Source organism: Corynebacterium sp. HFH0082 (assembly GCF_000411235.1).
Taxonomy (GTDB): Bacteria; Actinomycetota; Actinomycetes; order Mycobacteriales; family Mycobacteriaceae; genus Corynebacterium; species Corynebacterium jeikeium_D.
Genome location: NZ_KE150404.1, coordinates 1,782,295 through 1,808,402 on the forward strand (window position 1 = coordinate 1,782,295; position 26,108 = coordinate 1,808,402).

Genomic DNA, 26,108 nt, shown 5'->3' on the forward strand with positions numbered 1-26,108 from the left:
AGAGAAATCAGCCACTATCTGAATTGGATAACACTGTTGCAGCCACCGTAACCGTGTCAACGATTTTCACAAAGGTCAAGCATTAAAACTTGACCTTTTCTTATGTCCGGTACCCCAGGTAAAGGCCTACGACACTCCGGCACGCCGATAAGTCATCTAATAGTGACATAATTCACATAGAAACCTAGGGCTCACCATAACCGCAGGCCACGACATATAACGAAACGGTCACAAAGTGGGGGACAGTTGGTAATTTTGTTACTTATGTTTTTTTAGAGCTTTTTGACCCGTAAAGTGCTTCGTGATGCCAATAGTGGACTCAAGGGTCCAGTATTGACCGAAGAAAACTCGCGGGAGCGCCGCTGTTGCTTTTGGTTCTGGTTTCGGTTCGACGTTTTTCGAAGTTCCACTCAAGACCTGGAGGCAACAACAGGAAGATATCCAACGATGGGGAAGTCGCTGGTGTCGATTCTGAGGCGTGAACGCACCCATAGGAGAAATGTAGGAGTAACGCGGTGCCGAGTAATCGCAAAGTCCGTGCATCATATTGGACTCGTCCAATTGCCGGTATTATCACGGCGGGTCTTCTGGCGACGAACACTCAGGTCGCAGCTGCACAACCACTAAATCCGAGCGACGCCCAGATCCGTCAAGCGCGCGAGGCGGCCTCTAACGCCGAGTCGTACTTGCAGTCCCTGGTCGCCGAGGTAACTTCCAGCGAGCGCCGGGTATCTGACCTCGAGCTACGCATGGGCACTCTCCGCGAGGATGTCAACAAGGCCATGGTAGACCTTGAGAACGCTCGAGATGCCGCTAACCGTGCGCGCGAGGCGGTCGACGAGGCACGGATCCAACTCGACCGTTCCCGCGCTGAGCTCGCTAGTGCCCAGAAGCAGTTCGACGAGCTAGCACGCACCATCATGCGCCAGGGACGTTCCAGCGGCTCGATTCTCGAGGGTGCGCGAGATGCATCCGAGGCTATTAACCGCCTGTCCGCTTTGCGTCGCGAAGCTGATCGTCAAGAGCAGACCGTTGACTCTCTGGATAAGAATCGAACCGAGGCTGCTAACCAAGAGTCCACGCTTCGCAAGAAGAGTGACGAGGCTCAGCAGGCGGAAGCCACCGCAAACCAGCGAAACACCGATGCTCAGAACGCGTACTCCGAGGCAAACGAGGAGCTTCAAAAGGAGCAAGCTGATTACCAGCAGGCTCAGGTCGATCGCGATGCCGCAAAGGCATCTTTGGATGCAGCCCGAAACGCGGTCAACGAGCTGAACTCCCAGCGCCAGAATTATGAGAACGAGCAGGCCCGCAAGGAAGCGGAAGACGCCGCTGCCAAGAAGGCCGCTGAGGAAGCCGCAGCTAAGACTCGCGCCGAGGCGCAGTCGAACCAGACTGATGAGGATTCCTCTTCTGAGTCCACAGATGAAAGCTCTAGCACCACTGGTTCTACGGGCTCGACTGATTCCACTAGCTCTACCGACTCGACTGGTTCTACGGCCTCCACTGGCTCTGACAGCTCCACCGGCTCCACTGGCTCTAGCAGCTCCACCGGCTCCACCAGTTCCTCTGAGACGACCGAATCTTCGGACTCCTCTGAGTCCACCGAGACTTCGGAATCGTCTAGCACCGGCAGCTCGTCGTCAAGCGGCACCCCGGCACAGACTGTGGCGCCAACGAATCCGGAGACCGGTCAGAGCACCTCGGGTTCTTCCAGCCAGAAGGTTGAGACTGTCATCGCACGTGCGATGGGGCAGCTCGGTGTCCCATACGCATGGGGTGGCGGCAACGCCAACGGCCCGACCAAGGGCATCCGTGACGGCGGAGTAGCTGACTCCCACGGCGACTACAACAAGATTGGTTTCGACTGCTCGGGCCTGACTCTGTACGCCTACGCCGCTGTCGGCATTGACCTGCCTCACTACACCGGCTACCAGTACCAGCGCGGAAAGCACTACCCGGCATCTCAGATGAAGCGTGGTGACCTGCTGTTCTGGGGCCCGAATGGTCATGGCCACGTCGCTATCTACCTGGGCGATGGCAAGATGATTGAGGCACCGCAGTCCGGTTCTGTGGTTAAGATCTCGCCAGTCCGTTATAACGGAATGACACCGAACGTTGTCCGCCTCGTCTAGTTTCTAACGACGTGTTCTACAGGTCGGGCGACCGACCTAAAGAAGGGTTTCTCTGTGACCTACCCAACGCCCACTGACCACACGGACCTCGAGCGCGCATACGCGGAGCTGGGGAAGGTTGTGGTTGGCCAGGAGCACCTGATTAAGCAGCTCTTCATCGCGATGCTCGCAGGAGGTCATGTCCTGCTCGAAGGTGTTCCGGGTGTTGCGAAAACTCTGGCAGTGTCTACTTTTGCCACAGTGATGGGTGGGTCCTACTCCCGTATCCAGTTCACTCCGGATTTGGTGCCATCAGATATTGTCGGCACCCGGATTTTCCGCCAGGACACCTCGGAGTTCATTGTCGAGCCCGGCCCGGTCATGTCAAATATCGTGCTCGCTGATGAAATCAACCGCGCACCGGCGAAGGTGCAGTCGGCTCTGCTGGAAGTCATGGCAGAGCACCAGGTGTCCATCGCAGGGGAGTCCACGCCAGTACCGGAGCCGTTTTTGGTTCTGGCCACGCAAAACCCAATCGAAAACCAGGGTGTCTACCCACTGCCGGAGGCCCAGCGGGACCGTTTCCTATTTAAGGTCCTCGTGGGTTACCCCACTCCGGCGGAAGAGCGGGAGATTGTCTACCGCATGGGAGCCACCCCTCCAGTCGCGCAGCAGATTCTCACCCCAGAGAGCGTTCGGGAACTGCAGCGCGCTACCCGCGAAGTCTTTGTCCACCACACACTGATTGACTACATCGTGGCCGTCATCGAACTCACCCGCAATCCGATGCGGGCGGAGTTGAAGGATGTCGACCGCTGGCTTTCCTATGGCGCATCACCGCGTGCAACTCTTGGTGCTGTCGCGGCTGCCCGCGCCCACGCGCTGTTTTCCGGTCGCGACTATGTCGTGCCGGACGATGTGGTCTCCGTGCTTCCCGACGTGCTGCGTCATCGCTTGGTCCTGTCCTATGAGGGCCTGGCCGATGGCGTTACTCCCGAACGGATTATTGACATCGTGTTGTCTCACGTGCGCCTTCCCCAAGGCGCGAGCACTGGCTCCGATGAGGGCACTGCCTCCTAATGTCAGCTCGTGAAGACGATCTTGCACGCGTCCTGGCGTACTTAGAGCTAACTGTTACGCGTAAGCTCAACGGACTTTTGCGCGGCAGCTTTCTCTCCACCGCTACTGGAGATGGCTCTGAGCCGGTTGGCTCCCGCGAATATGTCATCGGCGATGATGTTCGCCAGATGAACTGGGCAGTGACAGCCCGCACTGGAGTGCCGCACGTTCGCACCTCCGAGGCCGAGCGTGAGCTGGAGTGCTGGATCGTCGCCGAACCCGCCGCACGTCTGTCCACGGGATTGGCCGATACCACCAAACGACATCTGCTCACCGCCGCTGCCGGCGCTGTGACGATGCTTAACGACGCCCCGGGGTCCCGAACTGGATTAATCGCCGGCGGCACTCCAGTGCCCGCGGGCCAGGGCCGTGCCCACAGCTTGATGCTGCTCAAGCAGTTGGCTGACGCGACTGCTGAGCATAACCTCGCAGCGGATATTGACACAGTAATGACTCAGGCTCCGCGCGCTGGGCTGTTGGTTGTCATCTCGGATTTCCTTGGATCACTCGATTGGGCGCGCCCGCTGCGCGTTGCCTCGGCCTCGACAGAGATTATGGCGATTCGCCTGGTAGATCCAGCCGATGAAGCCTTACCCGGCGAAGGCCCGGTGGTCATGGCGGATTCAGCAACCGGCGAGACCATTGAACTCAACATCAACGACAAGACCCGCGCCGAGTATGCAGCTCAGGCTCGTGCCCACCACGAGCGTGTAATCAATGAACTGCGCAAATGCCGTGCTCGCGTTATTACCTTGCGTACGGATTCCGATTGGGTACTGGATTTTGCTCGACAAATTGGCCAACATTAGCGTCTGAGTAACCGCTTGTTAGTGCTATCTTTTTTGGGCCACCGACTAACCGGCTATAGCCACTGGTTTATACGCGACTGTTTAGGCGACTGGATGTGAGGAAACTGATACCGCGATGACGTTCCTAAACTCAACTTTTGCGCACCCAGGGTGGCTGCTCGCACTCGCTCTGCCTCTCGTGGCAGCCGTGGCCTATTGGATCAGCACTAAGCAGCGAAAGCAACGTGCCATTGCCTTTGGCAACTTCACCATCGTTGGATCACTAGGGAATAAGTCGTCGGCACGCCTGCGCCATGTCGTAGCTATCAGTGCGCTGTTGTCGCTAGTTCTGGTCATCATTTCATTGGCTGGTCCGATTTCGGAGACCAAAGTCGCCCGCAACCGAGCGACGGTTATGCTGGTGGTCGACGTTTCGCTGTCCATGTCGGCCACAGATGTTGCGCCCGACCGCATCACTGCCGCTAAAGAAGCCGGCCAAGAGTTCGTGGAGAACCTTCCCGACGACCTCAATATCGGCCTGGTAACGTTCTCTGGTCGCGCTCGCACTGCTGTCAGCCCGACTACCAACCATGACACCGTGAATCGAGCGCTCCAGGCTGCTGAGTTAGATCAGGCGACTGCGACCGGTGATGCTATCGCTGCCGCGCTGGATGCCATCAATCAGTTCAGCGACTCGGTTCAGGGCGGGGGAGAAGGCGCCCCGCCAGCGACAATTGTGCTGCTTTCCGACGGCAAACAGACCGTCCCACAAGAGCTCGACGATCCCCGCGGCGCGTATACCGCGGCCGCCGAAGCCGCCAAGGCCGGGGTGCCTGTCAACACGATTTCGTTCGGTACCGCGCAAGGCGCAATCACGGTTCAGGGCGAATTGATTCCAGTGCCTAACGACGACGATTCGCTGCGAGAGATCGCCCGTCGAACAAAAGGTGAGTTCTTCAGCGCTGGTTCCCTCGAGCAGCTCCGCGATGCCTATGGCTCACTGGAAGATGACATCGGTTACGAACTCAAGCGGGCCGAGAATCCGAGGCCCTATCTGATTGCAGCCTTCACGATGCTGCTAGTGACCGTGGGCTCACTGCTTGTAACCAATCGTCGAATTCCGCAGTAGGGCGGGGTTAGGGTGCCGTCGTCAAGCGATTGGTATGGAACCCCAATCGGCAAGAGACGCCGGGGGGCATTGAGCAGTCGTCTTATGGAGTCCTCAGACTGCGCTACTAACATGATTGGCTATGTCTTCTGATAATTTTGACGCTATTTTGCTGTTGTCTTTCGGCGGTCCCGAAAAGATGGCCGATGTGCGTCCCTTCCTGGAGAATGTCACCCGCGGCCGCGGAATTCCGCCGGAGAGGTTGGACGAAGTCGGTGCTCACTATGCGCACTTCGGCGGTAAGTCCCCGCTCAACGATTTAAACCGCAAAATTGTCTCCAACCTTAAAACTGAGCTGACTCGCCGTGGCTATGACTTGCCTGTTTATTTCGGCAATCGCAATTGGCATCCGATGGCTGAAGACACCGCGGCAAAGATGGCTGATGACGGCGTTAAGCGAGCGCTCGTTTTCGCCACTAGCGCCTGGGGCGGATACTCCGGCTGCCGCCAGTATCACGAAGACATTGCTCGGATGCGCGAATCTCTGGGCCACCGTGCTTTTGACATGGAGAAAATCCGGAGCTTCTACGATCATCCGCTCTTTATAGAAGCCTATGCAGACGCAGTGCGTGAGGCGTTTGCCAAGCTGCCGGATGACCGCCGTGACAAGGCCCGGCTTATTTTCACCGCTCACTCTATTCCGGTCTCTGCGGACAAGGCATCCGGGCCGGTAGAGCTCGGCGGAAATCTTTACTCCCGCCAGGTCAACGAAGCAGCACGGCTCGTCGCCGATGCAGTGGGTATCACCGATTTTGACGTCGTCTGGCAGTCCCGCTCTGGCCCGGAGCACGTGCCGTGGTTGGAGCCTGACATCGTCGACCACGTTGAAGCGAAGGTCGCCAACGGCCTCCGATCCGCAGTAGTGTGCCCGATTGGTTTCATCTCGGACCATGTTGAGGTCGCCTGGGATTTGGATGCCGAGCTACAGGATGAAATGGCTCATCACGACATCGTCATCGAGCGTGTCGCAACGCCTGGCCCGACGGCTACTTTCACTGACATGCTCGTGGAGCTCATCGAAGAGCGCATCGCAGATGGCGAACCCCGCCGCCTGGGAAGTGAACCGCTACTCGGCTCGGCCTGCAACGGCGCGCCCTGCGCCGCAGCCTGTTGCACTCCGGCAAAGCGCCGCCCACACTGATTCCTTTGGCGTCAATTGGGCCACGGGGCAAGGAAAACCTCTAGCGGGTCCACTCCTGAATCGCGTATTCCACCGCGCTCATCCGCGCCTGCCGAATCTTTCGCCACAAGGGGATGAGCTGCGCATCAAACGCGGCGCTGCCGTGCCCCGACTCGCTGCCCTGTGCCACCGCCAGAATCGACGACACCCGATCAGCTCTGGCGAGCACTCCCAGTGCACGGCGCGGCACATCATCCGGCACAAAAGCCATGTCCAGGTGATCATCGAGCATGCCGACCATCAGCCGGGGATCCACTTTCGGGGCACCACTGCTTGACGACGTCAGCGGTGAACGCGGCATCGCCGCAATCGTGGCAGCCGCAACCCGCGCCGCATCTGCCAGCTGTAAATCCGCCTCGCCAGGGGAGAGATAGGCCGGCTCGGGAATGTGGCCTTCCAGTGTGTACCAATGCCACTGCGGTAGGCCTGGCACCGGCGTTGTCACTGGTATGAGCACATGGTTCCAGCCCGGCTCCGCATCCGCAATCACAATGGCCGAGCCTGCTGCGCGTGCAGCTTCAGCGGCGTCGGTTCCCGCAGGCAGTGCAGGTGCATCACCGGGCCCGGAGAGAATGAGGCGGACGAGGGGACGGTGGTCACTGTGCCAATCTCCCGCTTCAGTAACCGCTCGAAGAAGGCGGAGCATGTCGCTTCGATCGAGATCAGCGTCGCAATCGATGACATTCGGAACCGTGGCGTCGGCAAGCACGAACGTCCCCGGAACTGACGTGGGTCCGCCGAGCGAGTCTAGCGCGTCGAGGAGATGATCGTAGTTTTCCAAACCCGACAACCACGCGCCCAGCCAAAGGGCGATGTGCTGAGTTGGACTCCAGACCTGGTCGAGAACACTGCGCTGCATAGTGCAGCTCATCCTAGTGCAGCGTGTCGTTGGTCCCGTAACCGATGCTGTTAATCTCAGTACCCATGAGCTTTCAAGACCCGTACCGCAATCAGGACGTGTTCGCTGGCGCACGTGGCCACCGCCGTCGTATCCCACAGCCGGCACGCGAGGTGACAGCAGAAAATGGTGTTGTCGTCGAGGCGTCCTATGACGGATTCGTCGGTGCGATTATCGGGTTGGAGAAAACTTTCGACGGCTGGTGCGTCCGGCTGGAGGACCGCCACGGCAAGTCGCGGCTATTTCCCATGCACGAGCGCGGATTTCTCATCGACGGCAAACCTGTGACTCTGGTGCGTCCGAAGGCACAACCCAAAAAGCCCTCACAGGATCTATCGGCATCGGGCTCGCGCAAGGTTCACAACGTCAAGGCGAAAGTTGCTCTCCCCAGCCGTATTTGGGTCGAGGGTATTCATGACGCGGCAATTGTCGAGAAGGTATGGGGCCACGATTTGCGTGTCGAAGGCGTAGTCGTGCAGTATCTGGAGGGCTTGGACAACCTTCCAGAACGCTTGGCCGAATTTGGTCCGGGTCCGAAGCGCCGCGTCGGAGTCCTGGCAGACCACTTGGTGGAGGGCAGTAAGGAAAGCCGCATGACTCAGCAGCTCGGCCCGCACGTGATGGTCACAGGCCACCCGTTTATCGATGTCTGGCAAGCGGTCAAACCCTCGTCGGTAGGCATCGAGGCATGGCCGGAAGTTCCCTACGGGGAGGACTGGAAGACAGGAATCTGCCGTCGCTTGGGCTGGGGAGACGACCCCAAGGAGGGCTGGCGACGTGTCTACGCAGGTGTACACACCTACCGTGATCTGGAGTCAGATTTGATTGGCGCAGTTGAGCGCCTGGTCGACTTCGTAACTGAGCCACATATGCAGTACTGACCCCGGAATACTGGCTCCACTCGCCCCACATTTGTTCTGCAAAGTAGGTAGGGTGAGGGCGTGATTCCTCTCCTTTGGCTCGGAGCAAGCCTCCTACTGGTTCTCGGTGAACTCGCAGTCGGAGATTTAGCACTGTTAATGCTCGGAGGTGGCGCACTGGCAGCGTCCGGTGCGAGCCAGCTTGGAGCGCCGCTTTGGCTATCAGTGGTCATCTTCGCCGTTGTGTCCGCCGCACTTGTGCTGACAGTTCGCCCTGTGTTGCGCAAAAAGATGGCAAAACCGGACAAGTCCGCCGAACTGGAGTCGCGTCCGGAACTGCTAGCGGGCCGTCATGCTGAGGTCATCGAGCCAGTTTCCTCGTCAGCGGGTCTGATTAAGGTCAATGGCGAGTTGTGGAGCGCGCGCAGTCTTCTGACTGCGCAGACCTTCGATGCGAAGGAAAGAGTCACGATTGTAGAGATTTCGGGCAATACCGCAGTAGTGGACAAGCTGCTCTGAGCAGCCAACTCACTTAAAGGGCGCTCGGAGCACTCTTAGTTACTGACCATTAAATAACTGACCACACAGTTTCTAGCTACGAGGGAATCCCATGGAAGGCTTTATCATCCTCGTCGTTTTCATTCTCGTGGTTGTTACCTTGGTTCTCAAAGCGATTGTCCTGGTTCCTCAGGGTGAAGCGGCAATCGTAGAGCGACTGGGACGATACACGCAGACACTGAACAGCGGCCTGAACTTCATCATCCCGATCATTGACCGAGTGCGCGAGAAGGTCGATACCCGTGAGCGTATGGTTACCTTCCCGCCACAGGCAGTGATCACCGAAGACAACCTGACTGTGGCTATCGATACCGTCGTGACCTTCCAGGTCAATGAACCGGATCGGGCAATTTACGGTATCGATGACTACATCTTCGGCGTCGAACAGATCACCACCGCAACGCTTCGCGACGTCGTGGGTGGCCTGACACTGGAAGAGACACTGACTTCCCGTGACTACATCAACCGCCGTCTGCGCGGCGAGCTGGACGAGGCCACTGCCAAGTGGGGTCTTCGTATCGCTCGTGTGGAGCTGAAGGCCATTGAGCCGCCACCGTCGATTCAGCAGTCGATGGAAAAGCAGATGAAGGCCGATCGCGAGAAGCGCGCCATGATTCTGACTGCGGAAGGTACCCGCGAAGCCGATATTAAAACTGCTGAGGGCCGTAAGCAGGCACAGATTCTGGCCGCCGAAGGTAACAAGCACGCAGCAATTCTGGCTGCTGAGGCTGAGCGTCAGGCAACCATTCTGCGCGCTGAGGGTACTCGCGCCGCTACCTACCTTGAGGCACAGGGTAATGCTCGCGCTATCCAGAAGGTCAACGCAGCTGTTAAGGCTTCACAGTTGACACCTGAGATTCTTGCCTGGCAGTACCTGGAGAAGCTGCCTGAGCTGGCAAATAAGGACGGCAATACTGTTTGGATGATTCCGTCGCAGTTCGGCGACAGTCTCGAGAGCTTCGCTAGGGCTTTCGGCAAGAAGGATGCCGACGGTGTCTTCCGCTACGAGCCTCCGGCCGTGAGCCGAGAGACCAAGGAAGAGGCTGAGCAGGGCCGCGACGAGAACTGGTTCGACATGTCGACCAACCCGGAGTTGGCTCGTGCAGTTGCCGCGGCGAACGAGGTCGCTAACCGCCCGGTTGATGATCCGGTAGCTGCAGCAGCTGGTAATACCCCTGAGAGGAAGAAGAACCGCCGCGCTGAGTCGGCTCAGTCCGCTCAGCCTGAACAGTTGGGTGGTCAGAACGGCCCGGCAGCGGTTGAACCTGCGACACCGGCTGCGCCCGCTGCGCCGTCCACACCGGCTGCGCCGTCAGTTCCTTCCGGCAAACGTGACCTGCCCTCGGCTCCTGGCACCGGTAATACCAATGCAGGCAGCGGTGCGCACTCCACCGATCGTCCAGATTTTTCTGGATGGTCACGTGACCCTTACGCCCCGGAAAATGGGCAGTAAGTTTTTATAACTCATCAGCTCGCTGAAGCAGGTGGACGGCCAGGTTCCATCCGGCCAGCTCCGCCTGCCAGCCAGCTGCAGCGAGGCGCTGATTGACGGCCTGCTTAGAAACTCCCAATTCTTCCGCGGCCTCTACCTGTGAATAACCAGCGCGAACCAAACCAGTTGCCTCGCGCCCTTCGGGGGACCTGCGAGAGATAACGTGGTGCAGCAATGTGAATGCTGCACCAATATCCTCCGAGTAGTCCTTACCACGCGGATCGTTAGTCCGAATGCGGGTTTTTACCGTACCGGCTCTGCCTCCCTTACCGACGACTGAGCTCGATGCCAGATGCGCTTGCTCAATGTCGTCCTGAGGACAAACACCGATACCTATCGCCCAGTCACCTGCGGCCAATAGCGCCAGCACAAGCGTGGTGACTCCCACAGCATTTTCAGGAGCTGCGCGAAGCTCTTCGATACCTGCAACCTCAACAGTTCCTACGCCTTCCAGGCCGGAAAGTGCCTGCACAGAGGCCTGAACGTGATCTGCCCTGCGAGTAGATCGACCGCGATACCTGGCAAAGACTGAGTACATACGCTCTAGTCTAGCCCCACCCCTTGACAGATGGGCTAAGACACGTTCCTTCGCTCCGCAAACTCACAGGCAACCAACACCAGCTCGCCGAAAAACTCACGCCTAGCTCAAGAGCGCCAAGCGGTGTTTTAACGTTTCGAAGAACCGGTTACGACAGGGAACTTGGCGTCCGCAAGAAGTCCCAGCAAACCAAGCACGAGCAGAATTCCCGTGGCCACCGCAAAGCGCACGTCGAAGCCGACCAACAGCGCGTCGCCAAGCAGAACGACGGCGAGTGTGTTCGGCGCCGAACCTAGGGCAGTGGCGATGATATACGGCACGATGCGTATCGACGACAGCCCACAGGCGTAGTTGAGAAACGAAAATGGCACGCCAGCAATCATGCGCAAGCTGAGCACTGTGAGCCAGCCGCGTTGCTCCAACCGATGGTCGAGACTGAGAAGACGGCGGTTGGTCAGGTGCGTGCGAAACCAATCGCGCCCCAAAAACCGCACAATGCATAGGGAGAGAAGGGCAGAAACCGTCGTCGCAGTAATTGCCAGCAGGAAACCGAGCACTGGCCCGAAGAGGATTCCGGAAGCCAAAGTGAATACGGTGCGGGGGATTGGGAACTGAGTCAGTGCAACGTATGCGAGGAAGTAGAGGAGCGGGAACCAGTCACCGGCATCGATGGACCACTGCCGGATGGTAGCGACCGTGGGAACATCGACGTACAGCGTGACGACGACCCCCACACCTACGGCTAGCACCAGCAGAACCTTTTTGAGTGTAGGGGTAATTCGCACATCGGATACGTTCACCCATTTGAGGTTACCGGGGATTGCGGGGAAGCGTGTGACCTGCGCATTGGAGGCTCTGCGAGGAGGGCTAGTCAGCGGCTAAAGGCGTTTGCCCATTATTTCACTAGGATGGGAATCAAGGTCACTATGCCTTGGCTCGAGCACTTGACGTGCCCGTCAGCACAAAACCGAACGTAAGGGTATTGCACAAATAGCTGAAAAGTTCAGTGCATGGACACTCGGGTGAGTCTTAGCGTCTGACTAGTGGCTCTTATTGACTATTGGAGGAAGCCAACGCCTTTAGATCCCTTTCCGTCGCGGAGAATTCGGAAATTGTCGCAGCCGAATTTCCTCGGTCATGGATTGATAGAGGCGTTGCTTAGAACATGTAAGGGAGAAGGTCTGTCGTGACTGACCGAACGACCCCCGAATCACCTTCCACGCTGCCACCAAACTTCGAGGAATTGCAGAATTCCTGGTATCAGGGCGTGGCCAAGGTATTCGCGCGGGTGCACAAGCAAGACGTTGCAGATGTACCGCTCGATATTTGGAAACGACTGATTCAGACCACCTATGACGGTGTCGATGTTCGCCCGCTCTACACCCGCGCGGACGAGCTCGCGGAAAGCCCAGCTCCGGGCCAGTTCCCATTCGTCCGTGGCGCAAAGGTCACTTCGGACAACACCAACGGTTGGGGTGTTCGGGAGACCTTCGGTCGCCAGTACCCGGGTGAGGATGCCCTTGACCCAAAGGCGGTCAACGAGACTCTGCTGACTGCCTTGGAAAACGGCACCACGGACATCCGCCTGGACTTCACCGGCTCCCTCGAAGCCGCTGATGTGCCGGCTCTGCTCAACAACGTCTACGTCGACCTTGCTCCGATTGCCGTGCATGCCGGTAAGAAGACTGCGCAGGTTGCGGAAGCACTGACGTCCTACATCGAGCAGGCGAACCCGACTAATCCGGATAACATCGCAGTCGAGCTTTCTGCAGCTCCGCTGACCTCCGCTTTTGCCGGTATTGACGATGTTTCTCTCGACGAGGCCACTCAGCTGGCCGTCAAGGCGGCTAAGCAGCCGGGCGACGTCCGCGCCCTGCTTGTCGACGGCGTTGTTTTCTCCAACCTGGGCGCAAACAACATCCAGGAGATTGGCTACAGTCTCGCCGTTGGTGTCGCCTACCTGCGTGCGCTGACCGAAGCCGGATTGAGCGCTGAAGAAGCGCTCGGCCAGATCGCTTTCCGCTTTGCCGCTACCGACGACCAGTTCGACACCATCGCGAAGTTCCGCGCTGCTCGCGTCCTGTGGGCCCGCGTTGCTGAGGTTATCGGTGCCCCCGAGGCTGGCCGCGCTCCGATGCACGCCGTGACAGCCCCGGTCATGTTCAGCCAGCGCGATCCGTGGGTCAACATGCTGCGTGTGACTGTCGCCTCCTTCGCCGCAGGTGTCGGCGGTGCCTCCTCAGTTGAGGTTCTGCCGTTTGATTACGCAGTTGTCGGCGGCATGCCGAACGTCTCCAAGGCTTTCAAGGCTCGCATCGCTCGCAACACCAACCTGTTGCTGCTGGAAGAGTCTCACCTTGGTTACGTCGCCGACCCAGCAGGTGGCTCCTACTTCGTCGAAGACCTGACCGAGGAAATGGCCGACAAGGCGTGGGAGATCTTCACTGCCACTGAGGCTGCCGGTGGTTTCACCTCCGCGGAGGCCGATATTCGCGCCGCCCTGGACGCTACCTGGGAAAAGCGCCGCGCCGACATCGCACACCGCCGCACCAAGGTCACCGCTATCAACGAGTTCCCGAACCTGGCTGAAGCCCCACTGGCTCCTGAGGCCCGCCCGGAGGGCGACCCGATTCGCCGTTGGGCCAGCGACTTCGAGGCGCTGCGCAACCGCTCCGATGACTTCCTGGCTGAAAAGGGCAACCGTCCGCTGATTGCCATGCTGCCGCTGGGTCCGCTGGCCAAGCACAACATCCGCACTGGTTTTACCTCCAACCTGCTGGCTTCCGGCGGTATCGCCGTCGCCAACCCCGGCCAGGTTGTGCCGGGCGAGGTCGGTTTCGAAGAGGCAGTGAAGGCCTCACCGATTGTCGTGCTGTGCGCAGCCGACAGCGAGTACGAGACCTCGGGCCAGGACGCTGTCAAGGCCGCCCGCGCCGCCGGCGCTAAGGAGGTCCTGGTGGCCGGCTCCGAGAAGAGCTTCGCCAATGCCGCTGAGGACGCTCGCCCCGACGGATACCTGAACATGACCATCGATGCTGTCGCGGAGCTGTCCCGACTGCTGAACGAACTGGGAGCGTGAAGGAAGTAATGACCACCATCCCAAATTTCGCTGACATCTCCCGCAACACCGACGACGCGGCCGCTGCCACTGACAAGGAAGCTGCCGCGGAAGCAGGTGAAGTGTGGACCATTCCAGAGGGCATCGATGTCAAGCGCGTCTACGATCGCGCTGACCGCGACGCCGCTGCCGCCGAGGGCCACCCGGTAGATTCTTTCCCGGGTATCGCCCCATTCATGCGCGGGCCGTATCCGACCATGTACACCAACCAGCCGTGGACTATTCGCCAGTACGCTGGCTTCTCCACCGCAGCTGAGTCCAATGCCTTCTACCGCCGCAACCTCGCGGCCGGCCAGAAGGGCCTTTCGGTCGCTTTCGACCTGGCTACCCACCGTGGCTACGACTCGGACAACCCGCGTGTGTCCGGCGACGTCGGTATGGCCGGCGTGGCAATTGACTCGATTTACGACATGCGTGAGCTCTTCCAGGGCATTGACCTGGGCGGCGTCTCGGTGTCTATGACCATGAACGGCGCTGTGCTGCCGATTCTGGCCTTCTACATTGTCACCGCTGAAGAGCAGGGCGTTTCGACCGAGCAGCTGCGCGGTACGATCCAGAACGACATTCTCAAGGAGTTCATGGTTCGTAACACGTACATCTACCCGCCGAAGCCTTCGATGCGAATCATCTCCTCGATCTTCGAGTACACCTCGGCAAAGATGCCGAAGTTCAACTCGATTTCGATTTCCGGCTACCACATTCAGGAAGCGGGCGCGACGGCCGACCTTGAGCTCGCTTACACGCTTGCCGACGGCATCGAGTACCTGCGGGCCGGTATTGACGCTGGCCTGGAAGTTGATAAGTTCGCTCCGCGTCTGTCCTTCTTCTGGGGCATCTCGATGAACACCTTCACCGAGATCGCCAAGCTGCGTGCAGGCCGCATCCTCTGGTCCGAGCTGGTTGGCAAGTTTGGCCCGAAGAACCCGAAGTCCCAGTCCCTGCGTACTCACTCGCAGACCTCCGGTTGGTCGCTGACCGCTCAGGATGTCTACAACAACGTCGCGCGTACTGCTGTTGAGGCTATGGCCGCAACACAGGGCCACACCCAGTCGCTGCACACCAACGCACTGGACGAGGCCCTGGCACTGCCGACTGACTTCTCAGCCCGTATTGCTCGTAACACTCAGCTGCTGCTTCAGCAGGAGTCCAACACCACGCGTCCGGTTGATCCGTGGGCTGGTTCCTACTACATCGAGTGGCTGACTAATGAGCTGGTCAAGCGTGCACGCCAGCACATCGACGAGGTCGAAGAGGCCGGCGGTATGGCACAGGCCACCATCGAGGGCATTCCGAAGCTGCGTATTGAAGAGGCTGCAGCTCGTACGCAGGCCCGTATTGACTCGGGTCGTCAGGCTCTCATCGGCGTGAATAAATACCAGGTCGAAGAGGACGAGGCCATCGAGGTTCTCAAGGTTGAGAACTCCCGCGTGCGCCAGGAGCAGATTGACAAGCTGGCTCGCCTGCGCGCCGAGCGCGACGAGGAAGAGGTTCAGAAGGCACTGGCCGCTCTGACCGACGCTTGCCGTAACCCGGGTGAACCGGGGGACCTGGACAAGAACCTTTTGAAGCTCGCTGTCGACTGTGCTCGCGCCATGGCCTCCATCGGTGAAATCTCCGACGCCATGGAAGAGGTCTTTGGCCGCCATCAGGCCGAGATCCGTACTCTCTCCGGCGTCTACAAGGACGAAGTTGGCAAGGAGGGAGCCGTGTCCAACGTCTCCAAGGCCATCGCCATGGCCGATAAGTTCGAAGAGCAGGAAGGTCGCCGTCCCCGTATCTTCCTGGCCAAGATGGGCCAGGATGGTCACGACCGTGGCCAGAAGGTCATCGCGTCCGCCTACGCGGACCTCGGCATGGACGTTGACGTGGGACCGCTGTTCCAAACTCCGGAGGAGGCCGCCAAGTCGGCAGTCGACTCGGATGTCCACGTCGTCGGTGTTTCTTCGCTGGCCGCCGGACACCTGACGCTCGTTCCTGCCCTGCGCGATGAGCTGGCAAAACTGGGTCGTGAGGACATCATGATTGTTGTCGGTGGTGTTATCCCACCGGGCGACTTCCAGGAACTCTACGATGCCGGCGCCGCGGCTATTTACCCGCCGGGCACTGTCATCGCTGATTCGGCAATCGACATGATGACCAAGCTCTCTAACGAGCTGGGCCTCGACCTTGCCGTTGACGAAGAGTCCTAAATAACTACCGCATCCGCGCTGGGCTGACTGTTCAGCTCAGCGCGTTGTCGGAATTGAGAAGTAGCGATGAACGAGTATCTTGAAGAAAACCTGGGCACCCTCGTCACTACCGCTGGCACGGTCGTTGAGGGAAAGACCGCTGTAGCCCCCGAAGTCGTCCGCCGTGCGCGACGACGGATTGATGTCGACGACCTCTTTGAGGGCGTGCGGGCTGGAAACCGCACTAAGTTGGCTCGGGCAATCACGCTGCTGGAGTCGACTGCTCCGGCGCATAAGGTGCTGGCTCAAGAGCTACTGGTGAAGTTGCTGCCATTTTCCGGCAAGGCCATGCGCGTCGGACTTACCGGCGTCCCCGGCGTCGGTAAATCAACCACGATTGAAACCCTCGGGCTAAAGCTGATCGAGGAAGGCCACCGCGTTGCAGTGCTGGCCATCGACCCGTCGTCGACGAAGTCCGGTGGCTCGATTCTGGGCGACAAGACCCGTATGTCCCGGCTCTCGGCCGCGGATGAAGCCTTCATCCGTCCGTCGCCCTCTGCGGGCACACTCGGTGGTGTCGCCAAGGCAACGCGTGAGGCCATGGTGGTGCTCGAGGCCGCAGGCTACGACATTGTCATCGTCGAAACTGTCGGCGTCGGTCAGTCCGAGGTCGCGGTGGCCCAGATGGTGGATACGTTTGCGTTTCTGGCACTCGCCGGCGCTGGTGACCAACTCCAGGGCATCAAGAAGGGTGTGCTGGAGATGGCCGACGTGATTTCTATCAACAAGGCGGATGGTAAGAACTTGCGCCCGGCAAAGCGCGCTGCGCGTGATCTGATGACGGCCATGAAGATGGTTCGCTCCTCAGATCAAGTCTGGACCCCACCGGTGCTGACTATGTCGGCACTGGAGGACGACGGCATCGACAATTTCTGGCAAGCCATCGAAGACCATGTCGAGGCTATGCACGAGAATCATCTCTTTGATGAAAACCGCGCTAACCAGCAGATTAAGTGGATGTGGTCCATGGTGCACGAAACGCTCTTGCAGAGACTCAACACCAACGAGGCTGTGCAGACAGAGAGCACCCTGGTGGAAAAACAACTCCGCTCGGGGCAGCTGACACCGACGCTCGCCGCCCAGCGCATCATGGAGGCATTTGACCAGGGAAGGGCATCGAACGCCGGGCTCGCCAACTAGGTTTCGAAGGGCACGGGGTTTTCGTCGTAAAGCGAGTAAAGCGGGCGTATCCGTGTGCGCCTACTGACCGCGGTGATGGGGCGGATCGCTGTAGAGCGTGTGTTCGGCGAAGTGGAGAGCGTTGACCACCAGGTTGGTGAGGTGCTCGTCGGGCTGAGAGTAGAAGCTAGACGTGCCCTCCTTGCGGGTCTGCACCATATTGGCCATGCGCAACTTCGCCAGGTGCTGAGAAATCGCGGGGACGGGGCGATCGAGCGTACTAGCGATCGCGGTGACGGTCATCTCCCCGTCACGAAGGAGCGACAGGATGGAGAGACGCGTCTTGTCTGCCATCAACTTCAGTACGCTAGTGGCAACGTCGAGCTCGGTGCTCGTAGGAGCCTTCTCAGTCATTTGGAGGGGTTAGTCCTTTCGAAGTCGACATGCCAAACGCTTACTATGTTCAATAAGTTGAACATTACTACGTATTGATACCAGTATTCAATTTCAGATGTCACAATAGGCTGTCACGAAAAGGGGAGAGTGCACCTAAGGGGCCGCGACCAAAGGTACTGAAAAATCCTTCAGTAATATCATCTGCATGGATTGGTTGATGGGCACCTTCCCGTGGCTGGTGGAGGACTTAACGTGGTGGCAAGTACTATTTTTCGCACTCGACTACACGATTAAGTTCATCGCGATTGGGTGGGTGCCGGAAAACCGAAGCCCATCGGCTTCGACGGCGTGGCTGCTACTGATTCTGCTGATTCCATTTATCGGCCTACCTCTGTTCCTCTTCCTGGGCTCGCAGCAAATCACGGGCCGTAGGCACGAGGTACAGGCACTGGCGCAGGAGCTCATTGCGGAACGTACCGAGCATCTGCCCGACGTACCGGATGATGCCGAGATAGAAGATGATGTTGTCAACGTATTCAAGCTCTCGCGTCAGCTCACGGGAATGCCGGCAATTGCCAGCGCAGAAAAGGGACTTTTCACCGAATTCAATGCCTCCATTGACCGCATGATTGAGACCATCGATGCGGCTCAGAAATCTATCCACGTGCAGTCCTACATCTTTGCACTGGATGACAGCACGGAGCCTTTCATACAGGCTCTCGAGCGCGCGCAAGACAGGGGACTAGAGGTCAAGGTACTGGTCGATCCAATTGGTTCGTGGAAGTACCCCGGCTACTACAAGTTGAAAAAGCGCCTGGACCAGTCCCAAATCTCCTGGCACCCAATGCTGCCCGTGAGCTTGCTGAAGCTCACCTGGCGCCGCCTGGATCTGCGTAATCACCGCAAGCTCGTAGTTATTGATGGCGACATTGTATTCATGGGTTCGCAGAATTTGATTGAGCCCGAATATCAGAAGAAAAAGAACCATAAGATCGGCCGCCGATGGGTGGACACCTGGATTGAACTCGAGGGCGATATTGCGCTGGCCTTCGACGCAATTTTCGCGGTTGATTGGACCAGCGAGCTATACAAGACCCCAGACGCCACCAGGGACTATTCACTCCACAACACCGAAGTCAACGACAACTACAACGTTGTCCAGGTGCTGCCGTCGGGTCCGGGCTTCAGCACGGAGCCGAACCTGCGCGTCTTCAATAACATGATCTACCAGGCACACGAGCGGATTATCGCCGTCAGCCCGTACTTCGTCCCCGACGAATCCATGCTCATGGCGCTGACCTCTGCCGCATATGGAGGCATCGACGTCCAGCTCTACGTCAACGAAGAGTCCGATCAGTTCATGGTCGGCCACGCGCAGCAGTCCTACTACCAGGCACTGCTAACCGCTGGCGTGAAGATCTACCGCTATCCGGCGCCTGCGGTCCTGCACTCCAAGTTCATGGTTATCGACGACCGCATGGCCATGTTCGGCTCCTCCAATCTGGATATGCGCTCGTTCGGCCTCAACTACGAGATCACGCTTCTTTCCGCCGCCGGTTCCATCGTGGACAAACTGATCACGCTTGCCGACGAGTACCGCGACAAATCTTTCCTGCTCACCCAGGAGGAATGGAATGACCGGCCCCTTCGCCAGCGCTACCTGGACTCTGTTTTCCGCTTGACCTCGGCGCTGCAATAGGGCAGTCCCATTGGTCCGACAGACAAAGCAAAAATCCCGAGAGCTGCACTAATTGCAGTTTCTCGGGATTTATCTTGTGTCCGGAGGGGGACTTGAACCCCCACGCCCGTTAATAGGGCACTAGCACCTCAAGCTAGCGCGTCTGCCATTCCGCCACCCGGACCGGGTAGGAAGCACTTCCGTGCTGACCTGTGATACTGTATCCCGACTACATAATGAAACACAAATTGGCAGGTCAGAGGGGCATTAGCGCGCCAAACCTAGGTGTAATTACATCAGCGGTGTTAGCCCCGCATCCGCCTTGGATTCGCACTGAGAATCAGGCCCTGCAGATAGGGAGTCTTGTAAAGTCCCTGCAGCGCGCTCATAAAGTAGGCACACTGGTAGTTATGACTACGAATTCCAACGACACCGCAAACGACACCGCAAACGACACTGCAAACAACGCTACAAACAACACTGCAAATGCTCCGGTTTTCCCGGGACCAGATCCGTACGCACCGCTGAAGGATTTGCCAACCTTCGAGCTGTCCTCGCCAGATATCAAGGACGGCGAGAAGATTGCGGATGAATTCCGCGCTCCGTCGAATGTTTCCCCACAACTGGATTGGGCAAATCTGCCGGAAGGAACTAAGTCCATTGCCGTGACCTGCTTCGATCCGGATGCTCCGACCGCTTCGGGCTTCTGGCACTGGGCTGTCTTCAACATTCCAGCGACCGAAAAGGGTCTGCCACAGGGAGCTGGCTCCGAAGACGGCTCTAAGCTGCCAGAAGGCGCTATCCAGCTTGTCGGCGACTCGGGCATGCGTGGTCACTACGGAGCTAACCCACCGGCGCAGCATGCCCCACACCGTTACATGTATGCGGTGCACGCGGTCGACGTGGAGAAGCTTGATGTTCCGGAAGATGCGACGCCGACCGTGCTTGGCTTCAATCTGTACTTCCACTCGATTGCGCGTGCCATCATCACGCCGTGGTGGGAGAACGTCGGGGAGTAGGGATACGACGCCCACACGGGCAACTCAACCGACCGGGCACGCTACTCATACAGAAAACCCCGGGGCCAGCGCCTTCATGGCAGCTGGCCTCGGGGTCACGTGTTTATTGGGTTAGGAAGCCTCAACGGCTTTCAGCAGTTAACCACGCCACGGCAGACCACAGCCGACTGCCTCCGAAATGGAGTAGAATCCCTGAGCTCGAATCTGGCGAGCCAACCCTTGGTGAATGTCACGAATCCAGTCCGGACCGCCATAAATCAACGGTGTGTAGCCCTGCAGTAGGGAAGCGCCGTTGGCAATCCGCTCCCACGCCTGCTCAGCAGTTTCAATGCCGCCGACGCTGATGAGAACTAGTTTGTCTCCGACGCGCTCGTGCAGCAGCTTCAGCACCTCTAGTGACCGAGCTGCCACAGGAGCACCCGAGACTCCACCGGCCCCCATCTCCGCGACCTCATCCGCGGGCGTACGCAGGCCCTCGCGAGAAATGGTGGTGTTGGTAGCCACAATGCCTGCCAGCCCAAGGTCAACCGCCAAGTCAGCAACTGCGATGACATCATCGTCGGAGAGATCAGGAGCAATCTTGACCAGCACCGGCGAGTCGGTCTCCTCAGTCACCGCTGCCAGAATCGGGCGCAGTGACTCCACTGCCTGAAGGTCGCGCAGACCCGGCGTGTTCGGTGAGGAGACGTTAACAACAACGTAGTCCGCCAAGCCGCCGAGCTGGCTAGCCGATTCTCGATAATCATCGACGGCCTCTTCCAGCGGAGTCACCTTGGTCTTACCAATGTTGATACCGATGACGTCGTCACTGCGACGCGCCCGCAAGTTCTCCGCTACAGCAGCGGCGCCGGGGTTGTTGAAACCCATGCGGTTCAAAATGGCGCGGTCTTCCTTCAGACGGAACAGACGCGGGCGATCGTTGCCCGGCTGCGGCTTGGCAGTCACGGTTCCCAGTTCCGCGTAGCCAAAACCAATTGGCCCCCAGCAATCCGGGGCAATAGCAGCCTTGTCGAAGCCCGCGGCGAGCCCCAGCGGACGCGGGAAGTCCACACCGAACACGGTTTGACGCAGCACAGCATCGTCAACAACGAGTAGCTTGCTCACCGCCCGCTGTAGACTCTCCGACTTCTGCAGCCCCTTCAGGGTCTTCGAGATGGCCTCGTGAATCTGCTCCGGTGGAACCTGGAACATTGCCTTTAGCGCGAGTTGATAGGACTTGGCGCGAAGTTTCGAAGGCATCTACTTAGTCTCTCCCTCGGAGTCGTCTGCTCCCTTGGTGTCACCTGCACCGGTCGGTAGTTTATCGGCTGGTTCCCGAACCGACATCTCCTCACGAATCTTCTCTGCATCCTGCTTGAAATCAGCAATTGCCTTATCGACGTCCGCGGAGTCAAAAATCTGGGCCCCGTCACCGGTAGCCGAGAAGACGCCAATCTGGCCATCCTCGGTGGCAACAATCGACTGTGGATCTGCAACCGTGTTGATGTCCGCGACCTTGACTGGGGTACCCGAGCTGATGTCGTAGCCAGTCAGCTTGTTCACCTTCGTCGAAGTCACCCAGACAATTCCGCGCGATTCATCGACCGCTACCGCCCACGGAGCCTCCGGGGCCGGAGCTGCCTGGTGGAGGCGAATGACGTCAGTGGCAGTGTAAATAAGAAGCTGGTTGCCCTTGGTGTCTGCGGCAGCAATGACATGATCACCGGAAGCTACCTTGCCGACGCCGATACCCGCACGCAGCGCAGAGCCAGCGCGGGACTCATCGAGCTTGAGCTCATGCACCGAAGTCTCCGGACGGTTGACCTCTAACAGCTTGACGTCCGCGTCATTGTCCGCTTTGGGAATCTCAACGAGCTGCGACCCGTTATTGGCAGCCTTGAAGTCACTGGCCAACTCACCATCAGCGCCGAACACATCGACGACATTGCTATCCGCATGGGCACCGATGATGCGGCCGCCTTCCAGGCCAACTGCGGCGGAGTAGTTGGTGCCACGGCCGACAACGGCCGTTTCCGTAGCCTGGTCAGTAATGACGTGGATGCCATCTTCACACGGCAGCAAAGCGTTAGGGCCGCCCGGCGCGAGCTCACCACACTTCGCGCCCAGCTTCATTGATCGCTCAATTGGGTTATTCAGCGGACCGGCAAAGATTTTGTCCCCGGCCTTCAGGACAACTCGGTCGCCGACCAGCACGGCATCGGTAACGTCCTCATCAATCTTCTTGGCCCTCCCGATAGCAGTATCGGGAGCAGCGGGTGAAGCGGCCGGCACTGGCGTGGCGTTGCCCATTCCGGCATCGATGTCTCCTTCCACATCGGAGGAGCACCCTGCCAGGACCACTGCGCTAGCGGAAAGCCCCGCTAGAAGGGAGGTTATGACACGTCGACGACTGTTTTCACTCACGCTATAGAAACTACCACCCCGGCCTGATTACTTTGTGGACGCCTCCAGCCGTGGGAGGCTCTCGCATTCGTTGTGCCTTATAAGTCTTTATAAGAATGCGGTTACTGATTACAGCGTGACGTCGTCAAGCGCGTTGCAAATCTGCGGTGGCAGCGTGAGTTGTTCGGCGGTGAGGTTTTCGCGTAGCTGAGCGCGGTCTCGAGCGCCAACGAGGATCGAGGTGACGCCCGGCCGATCGCGTGCCCAGGAAATCGCTGCGACGGCAGCACTGACGCCGAGCCCCTTGGCTGCGGTGGTCAGCGCGCCTGCAACCGTGACGCCGCGCGTGTCGAGATAGTCCTGTACCTCTGCGTCGGCGTGTTCGGAAGCAGCGCGGGAGTCCTCGGGAATGATGTGCTGGTATTTGGCGGTCAAAACGCCTTGGGCCAGTGGGGCGCCACCGATAAAGCCGAGCCCCAAATGCTCACAGGCGGGCAGTAGTTCAGCCTCAGGGCTTCGCTGGAGCAGCGAGTACTCATGCTGTGCGAACACCGGAGCGATTCGATCCGCGGCGGCATGCGTCACCGCCGCCTGCCAACCGCTGTATCCACGCACTCCGGCGTAACGTACTTTCCCCGTGAGCACAGCCCATTCCAGGGTATCGGCGACCTCTTCCGGTGGGGTCAGCCCATCCCAGTAGCCGGGCGACCACAGATCAATGTGTTCGACGCCGAGGCGTGCGAGCGTATCGTCGAGGTCCTTTTGCAGTGTCTTACGCGAGCAGTCCACGCGCCTGCCGACGGGCCGCTCGGGGTGTATGCCAGATGCGACCGAGAGCACCAATTCGTCGGCGACACCGCGCTTTGCGATGACTGCACCCAGCATGTCGGCAACAGTGTCGCCGCCGTGGAGTGGGGAAGCGTCGACAAGGTTGCCTCCGGCGTCGAGGAAGTCCGTCAGGATGCGTCCGGCTTCGTCTTGCCTGGTACCCGCACCCCAGGTGGCCGTACCCAGCCCCAAGGCGGAGACGCGTAAACCGCTGTTGCCCAGAATTCGTTGTTGCACGATTTTTACTTTAGGACACCCGTGTGCGGTCGCGGGAAAAGTTCCGCGGGAGAGGTCTCGCTATCGCCGCACCGAAACCTCGCTATAGCCACAACACAAACCGGACGAGTAGCCTATACACCCGTGACTATCATGACGACACTAAGCGCCTCAGCAGATACCGCTGCCGATACCGCCGGCACCGGTATGACCTGGGCGCAGACAATCATCCTGTCCGTAGTGCAAGGTCTGACGGAATTTCTCCCGGTGAGTTCCTCGGGGCACCTTCGGATTGTCTCCGAGCTGCTGTGGGGCCAGGACGCCGGTGCATCCTTCACCGCTGTGGTGCAGCTTGGCACCGAATTGGCTGTGTTGGTGTTCTTCGCCAAGGACATCTGGCAGATCCTCACTGGCTGGTTTGCCGGTCTGTTCAATAAGGAAGCCCGCGGTTTCAACTACCGCATGGGTTGGATGGTGATTGTCGGTACGCTGCCGATTGCCATCATCGGTGTGCTGGGGAAGGACCTCATCCGCGATAACCTGCGCAATCTCTGGATTACAGCCGCTGTGTTGGTGCTTTTCTCCTTTGTCTTTATCGCCGCAGAGAAGTTCGGCCGTCGTGAGCGCAACTATGAAGAGCTGACCATGCGAGATGCCATCGTCATGGGTTTCGCGCAGTGCCTGGCGCTCATTCCGGGTGTGTCGCGCTCGGGCGGTACGGTGTCTGCCGGCCTGTTCTTGCACTTGGACCGAGAGGTTGCAACGCGCTTTTCCTTCCTGCTGGCTATCCCCGCTGTTTTCGCTGCTGGAATTTTTTCGCTTCCAGACGCGTTTGACCCTGCGGCGGGACAGGCCGCTAGTGGAGCGCAATTGGCCATCGGTACGCTGATTGCCTTCGTCGTCGGCTATGCGTCTATTGCATGGCTGCTGAAGTTCGTGTCGAACCACTCCTTCGCTTGGTTCGCCGCGTACCGCATCCCGGTCGGTTTGATTGTTATGGTGTTGCTCGGCTTCGGCACGATCAACGCTGTTTAGTGAGGTAGTGAGTATTTAATGCATTCGTGGCCCCAACCACAGGTTCCCAGTCTCGGCGATGCGCGTTTCGATGTGTTCAACCGCGCCAGCAATACAGGTAAGGCGCATTCGCTTGACGACGAAAGCTCAACATCGGTACCCCTACGCCTCTACGACACCGCGGATCAGAAGGTCTCCCAGGTGGAAGCGGGACCGGAGGCGACCATGTACGTGTGTGGCATCACACCCTATGACGCCACGCACCTGGGGCACGCAGCAACCTACCTCACCTTTGATCTGATTTACCGTCAGCTGCTGGACAATGGACACTCGGTGCATTACGTGCAGAACATCACCGATGTCGATGACCCGTTGTTCGAACGTGCGGAGCGCGATGGGGTGGACTGGCGCGAGCTGGGCACCTCGCAGATTGATTTGTTTCGCTCGGATATGGAAAACCTGTCGGTGATTCCACCGCGCGACTATATCGGCGCCATTGAGTCCGTGGGCGAGGTCGTGGAAATGGTCGAGAAGCTGCTGGAGAATGGCTCGGCCTACCAGCTCACCGATGACGAGTACCCGGATGTGTACTTCCGCAAGAGTGCCACTGAGAACTTTGGTTACGAGTCCAATTACTCGGCAGAGCAGATGGCGGAGTTCTTTGCGGAGCGCGGTGGCGACCCGGATCGCCCGGGCAAGGAGGACCCACTGGACGCGCTGGTGTGGCGTGCCGCTCGCCCCGGGGAGCCAAGCTGGGAGGCTCCTTTTGGTGCGGGCCGGCCGGGTTGGCACATTGAGTGCTCGGCGATTGCCACCAACCGCCTGGGTAAGAGCTTCGACATTCAGGGCGGTGGCTCGGATCTCGCGTTCCCGCACCACGAGTTCTCGGCGGCTCACGCTGAAGCCGCTACTGGCTGTGCACGTATGGCGCGCCATTATGTTCACGCTGGCATGATTGCGCTCGATGGCGTGAAGATGTCCAAGTCGCTGGGCAACCTGGTGTTTGTCTCCAAGCTGGTGGCCGCCGGCGTCGACCCGAGTGCTATTCGCATTGGCGTGTTCGCCAGCCATTACCGCTCTGATCGCGATTGGTCGGACGAGGTGCTGGAGGCGGCCAAGGCACGTCACGAGGCCTGGCGTGCGGCTTGCGCAGCTACAAAGACTGCCACCGATGAGAAGGCTGTGAGCGCAGCAGCGACACTGGTTGCCGATGTGCGCGCAAGCCTGGCCAATGACCTGGATACGCCGGCTGCTCTGGACGCTATCGATGCCTGGGCTGCGGAGTGGTCCTCGGATACCAGCAACAAGGCAGATGCTGGCACAGTAACCGGCGCAGCGGGTGCCGGAGAATTCGTTGCCGCCGCGCTGGACGCGCTGCTTGGCGTTAAAATTTGA

General features: G+C 59.0%; 22 protein-coding genes and 1 tRNA gene. 15 read left to right on the forward strand and 8 right to left on the reverse strand.

The window, feature by feature from the left end; translation table 11 throughout:
- Nucleotides 1-515 precede the first annotated feature (515 nt).
- The 5 genes from HMPREF1206_RS11420 to HMPREF1206_RS07750 all read left to right on the forward strand — a co-directional run bounded on the left by HMPREF1206_RS11420 (nt 516) and on the right by HMPREF1206_RS07750 (nt 6,330).
- Complete coding sequence (locus HMPREF1206_RS11420) at nt 516-2,135, forward strand: DIP1281 family NlpC/P60 protein (RefSeq protein WP_016422766.1); 1,620 nt, start codon at nt 516-518, stop codon at nt 2,133-2,135.
- A 54-nt stretch (nt 2,136-2,189) separates the two neighbouring features.
- A complete protein-coding gene (locus HMPREF1206_RS07735) occupies nt 2,190-3,194 on the forward strand; it encodes a MoxR family ATPase (protein WP_016422767.1) in 1,005 nt (334 codons plus the stop codon).
- Nucleotides 3,194-4,042, forward strand: coding sequence for a DUF58 domain-containing protein (locus tag HMPREF1206_RS07740; RefSeq protein WP_016422768.1), 849 nt, complete (start codon nt 3,194-3,196; stop codon nt 4,040-4,042). The genes HMPREF1206_RS07735 and HMPREF1206_RS07740 overlap by 1 nt, the downstream gene beginning before the upstream one ends.
- Nucleotides 4,043-4,157: 115 nt before the next feature.
- Nucleotides 4,158-5,150 carry a VWA domain-containing protein gene (locus HMPREF1206_RS07745; protein ID WP_016422769.1) on the forward strand — a complete coding sequence of 331 codons (993 nt, stop codon included), beginning with the start codon at nt 4,158-4,160 and terminating at the stop codon, nt 5,148-5,150.
- A 121-nt stretch (nt 5,151-5,271) separates the two neighbouring features.
- Entirely contained in the window at nt 5,272-6,330 is a 1,059-nt protein-coding gene (locus HMPREF1206_RS07750; protein ID WP_016422770.1) for a ferrochelatase, read from the forward strand.
- 40 nt (nt 6,331-6,370) lie between these two features.
- Here HMPREF1206_RS07750 and HMPREF1206_RS07755 read toward each other — a convergent pair whose 3' ends face one another.
- Nucleotides 6,371-7,228, reverse strand: a complete 858-nt coding sequence (locus HMPREF1206_RS07755; protein ID WP_016422771.1) for a hypothetical protein — start codon at nt 7,226-7,228, stop codon at nt 6,371-6,373.
- A 65-nt stretch (nt 7,229-7,293) separates the two neighbouring features.
- On the opposite strand from HMPREF1206_RS07755, the gene HMPREF1206_RS07760 reads away from it, so the two are divergent.
- The 3 genes from HMPREF1206_RS07760 (at nt 7,294) to HMPREF1206_RS07770 (ending at nt 10,138) form a co-directional block, all read left to right on the forward strand.
- Complete coding sequence (locus HMPREF1206_RS07760; protein WP_016422772.1) at nt 7,294-8,148, forward strand: DUF3097 domain-containing protein; 855 nt, start codon at nt 7,294-7,296, stop codon at nt 8,146-8,148.
- Between the two features lie 60 nt (nt 8,149-8,208).
- On the forward strand, nt 8,209-8,646 hold the full coding sequence (locus HMPREF1206_RS07765; RefSeq protein WP_042388696.1) for an NfeD family protein: 438 nt from the start codon (nt 8,209-8,211) through the stop codon (nt 8,644-8,646).
- A gap of 91 nt (nt 8,647-8,737) precedes the next feature.
- Nucleotides 8,738-10,138: an SPFH domain-containing protein gene (locus HMPREF1206_RS07770; protein ID WP_016422774.1), complete on the forward strand. Its 1,401-nt coding sequence runs from the start codon at nt 8,738-8,740 to the stop codon at nt 10,136-10,138.
- Between the two features lie 4 nt (nt 10,139-10,142).
- Here the strand turns inward: HMPREF1206_RS07770 and HMPREF1206_RS07775 are convergent, their stop codons facing one another.
- Nucleotides 10,143-10,715 (reverse strand): hypothetical protein, encoded by a 573-nt coding sequence (locus HMPREF1206_RS07775; protein WP_042388700.1) that lies wholly within the window; start codon nt 10,713-10,715, stop codon nt 10,143-10,145.
- Nucleotides 10,716-10,843: 128 nt separating this feature from the next.
- Nucleotides 10,844-11,515 (reverse strand): TVP38/TMEM64 family protein, encoded by a 672-nt coding sequence (locus tag HMPREF1206_RS07780; protein WP_052317814.1) that lies wholly within the window; start codon nt 11,513-11,515, stop codon nt 10,844-10,846.
- 386 nt (nt 11,516-11,901) lie between these two features.
- Between HMPREF1206_RS07780 and HMPREF1206_RS07785 the strand changes: the two genes are divergently transcribed.
- From HMPREF1206_RS07785 to meaB, 3 genes are all read left to right on the forward strand, one after another.
- On the forward strand, nt 11,902-13,794 hold the full coding sequence (locus tag HMPREF1206_RS07785; RefSeq protein ID WP_016422777.1) for a methylmalonyl-CoA mutase family protein: 1,893 nt from the start codon (nt 11,902-11,904) through the stop codon (nt 13,792-13,794).
- 8 nt (nt 13,795-13,802) lie between these two features.
- A complete protein-coding gene (gene scpA, locus HMPREF1206_RS07790; protein ID WP_016422778.1) occupies nt 13,803-16,022 on the forward strand; it encodes a methylmalonyl-CoA mutase in 2,220 nt (739 codons plus the stop codon).
- Nucleotides 16,023-16,088: 66 nt separating this feature from the next.
- On the forward strand, nt 16,089-17,201 hold the full coding sequence (gene meaB, locus HMPREF1206_RS07795; RefSeq protein WP_016422779.1) for a methylmalonyl Co-A mutase-associated GTPase MeaB: 1,113 nt from the start codon (nt 16,089-16,091) through the stop codon (nt 17,199-17,201).
- 60 nt (nt 17,202-17,261) lie between these two features.
- Here the strand turns inward: meaB and HMPREF1206_RS07800 are convergent, their stop codons facing one another.
- Entirely contained in the window at nt 17,262-17,594 is a 333-nt protein-coding gene (locus HMPREF1206_RS07800; protein WP_016422780.1) for a metalloregulator ArsR/SmtB family transcription factor, read from the reverse strand.
- Nucleotides 17,595-17,781: 187 nt separating this feature from the next.
- Between HMPREF1206_RS07800 and cls the strand changes: the two genes are divergently transcribed.
- Complete coding sequence (gene cls, locus HMPREF1206_RS07805; protein WP_042388706.1) at nt 17,782-19,275, forward strand: cardiolipin synthase; 1,494 nt, start codon at nt 17,782-17,784, stop codon at nt 19,273-19,275.
- A 77-nt stretch (nt 19,276-19,352) separates the two neighbouring features.
- On the opposite strand, the gene HMPREF1206_RS07810 is transcribed toward cls, so the two are convergent.
- Nucleotides 19,353-19,438: transfer RNA gene (locus HMPREF1206_RS07810), tRNA-Leu, on the reverse strand.
- A gap of 226 nt (nt 19,439-19,664) precedes the next feature.
- Here HMPREF1206_RS07810 and HMPREF1206_RS07815 point away from each other — a divergent pair.
- Nucleotides 19,665-20,273, forward strand: coding sequence for a YbhB/YbcL family Raf kinase inhibitor-like protein (locus HMPREF1206_RS07815; RefSeq protein ID WP_016422782.1), 609 nt, complete (start codon nt 19,665-19,667; stop codon nt 20,271-20,273).
- Nucleotides 20,274-20,411: 138 nt separating this feature from the next.
- Here HMPREF1206_RS07815 and HMPREF1206_RS07820 read toward each other — a convergent pair whose 3' ends face one another.
- The 3 genes from HMPREF1206_RS07820 to HMPREF1206_RS07830 all read right to left on the reverse strand — a co-directional run bounded on the left by HMPREF1206_RS07820 (nt 20,412) and on the right by HMPREF1206_RS07830 (nt 23,720).
- On the reverse strand, nt 20,412-21,512 hold the full coding sequence (locus HMPREF1206_RS07820; RefSeq protein ID WP_016422783.1) for a quinone-dependent dihydroorotate dehydrogenase: 1,101 nt from the start codon (nt 21,510-21,512) through the stop codon (nt 20,412-20,414).
- Nucleotides 21,513-22,676 carry a hypothetical protein gene (locus tag HMPREF1206_RS07825; protein WP_179078157.1) on the reverse strand — a complete coding sequence of 388 codons (1,164 nt, stop codon included), beginning with the start codon at nt 22,674-22,676 and terminating at the stop codon, nt 21,513-21,515.
- A 108-nt stretch (nt 22,677-22,784) separates the two neighbouring features.
- Entirely contained in the window at nt 22,785-23,720 is a 936-nt protein-coding gene (locus HMPREF1206_RS07830) for an aldo/keto reductase (RefSeq protein ID WP_016422785.1), read from the reverse strand.
- A 132-nt stretch (nt 23,721-23,852) separates the two neighbouring features.
- Between HMPREF1206_RS07830 and HMPREF1206_RS07835 the strand changes: the two genes are divergently transcribed.
- Both HMPREF1206_RS07835 and mshC read left to right on the forward strand, forming a co-directional pair.
- Nucleotides 23,853-24,734: an undecaprenyl-diphosphate phosphatase gene (locus tag HMPREF1206_RS07835; protein WP_040361409.1), complete on the forward strand. Its 882-nt coding sequence runs from the start codon at nt 23,853-23,855 to the stop codon at nt 24,732-24,734.
- Nucleotides 24,735-24,752: 18 nt separating this feature from the next.
- Entirely contained in the window at nt 24,753-26,108 is a 1,356-nt protein-coding gene (mshC, locus tag HMPREF1206_RS07840) for a cysteine--1-D-myo-inosityl 2-amino-2-deoxy-alpha-D-glucopyranoside ligase (protein WP_016422787.1), read from the forward strand.

Excerpts from the sequence above, each read along its gene's own strand:
- cls (WP_042388706.1), top strand. The coding sequence starts at position 17,782 with ATGGATTGGTTGATGGGCACCTTCCCGTGGCTGGTGGAGGACTTAACG.
- HMPREF1206_RS07835 (WP_040361409.1), top strand. The coding sequence starts at position 23,853 with ATGACGACACTAAGCGCCTCAGCAGATACCGCTGCCGATACCGCCGGC.
- HMPREF1206_RS07760 (WP_016422772.1), top strand. The coding sequence starts at position 7,294 with ATGAGCTTTCAAGACCCGTACCGCAATCAGGACGTGTTCGCTGGCGCA.
- HMPREF1206_RS07740 (WP_016422768.1), top strand. The coding sequence starts at position 3,194 with ATGTCAGCTCGTGAAGACGATCTTGCACGCGTCCTGGCGTACTTAGAG.
- mshC (WP_016422787.1), top strand. The coding sequence starts at position 24,753 with ATGCATTCGTGGCCCCAACCACAGGTTCCCAGTCTCGGCGATGCGCGT.
- HMPREF1206_RS07755 (WP_016422771.1), bottom strand. The coding sequence starts at position 7,228 with ATGCAGCGCAGTGTTCTCGACCAGGTCTGGAGTCCAACTCAGCACATC.
- HMPREF1206_RS07750 (WP_016422770.1), top strand. The coding sequence starts at position 5,272 with ATGTCTTCTGATAATTTTGACGCTATTTTGCTGTTGTCTTTCGGCGGT.
- HMPREF1206_RS07770 (WP_016422774.1), top strand. The coding sequence starts at position 8,738 with ATGGAAGGCTTTATCATCCTCGTCGTTTTCATTCTCGTGGTTGTTACC.
- HMPREF1206_RS07745 (WP_016422769.1), top strand. The coding sequence starts at position 4,158 with ATGACGTTCCTAAACTCAACTTTTGCGCACCCAGGGTGGCTGCTCGCA.
- HMPREF1206_RS07820 (WP_016422783.1), bottom strand. The coding sequence starts at position 21,512 with ATGCCTTCGAAACTTCGCGCCAAGTCCTATCAACTCGCGCTAAAGGCA.
- meaB (WP_016422779.1), top strand. The coding sequence starts at position 16,089 with ATGAACGAGTATCTTGAAGAAAACCTGGGCACCCTCGTCACTACCGCT.
- HMPREF1206_RS07775 (WP_042388700.1), bottom strand. The coding sequence starts at position 10,715 with ATGTACTCAGTCTTTGCCAGGTATCGCGGTCGATCTACTCGCAGGGCA.
- scpA (WP_016422778.1), top strand. The coding sequence starts at position 13,803 with ATGACCACCATCCCAAATTTCGCTGACATCTCCCGCAACACCGACGAC.
- HMPREF1206_RS07800 (WP_016422780.1), bottom strand. The coding sequence starts at position 17,594 with ATGACTGAGAAGGCTCCTACGAGCACCGAGCTCGACGTTGCCACTAGC.
- HMPREF1206_RS07815 (WP_016422782.1), top strand. The coding sequence starts at position 19,665 with ATGACTACGAATTCCAACGACACCGCAAACGACACCGCAAACGACACT.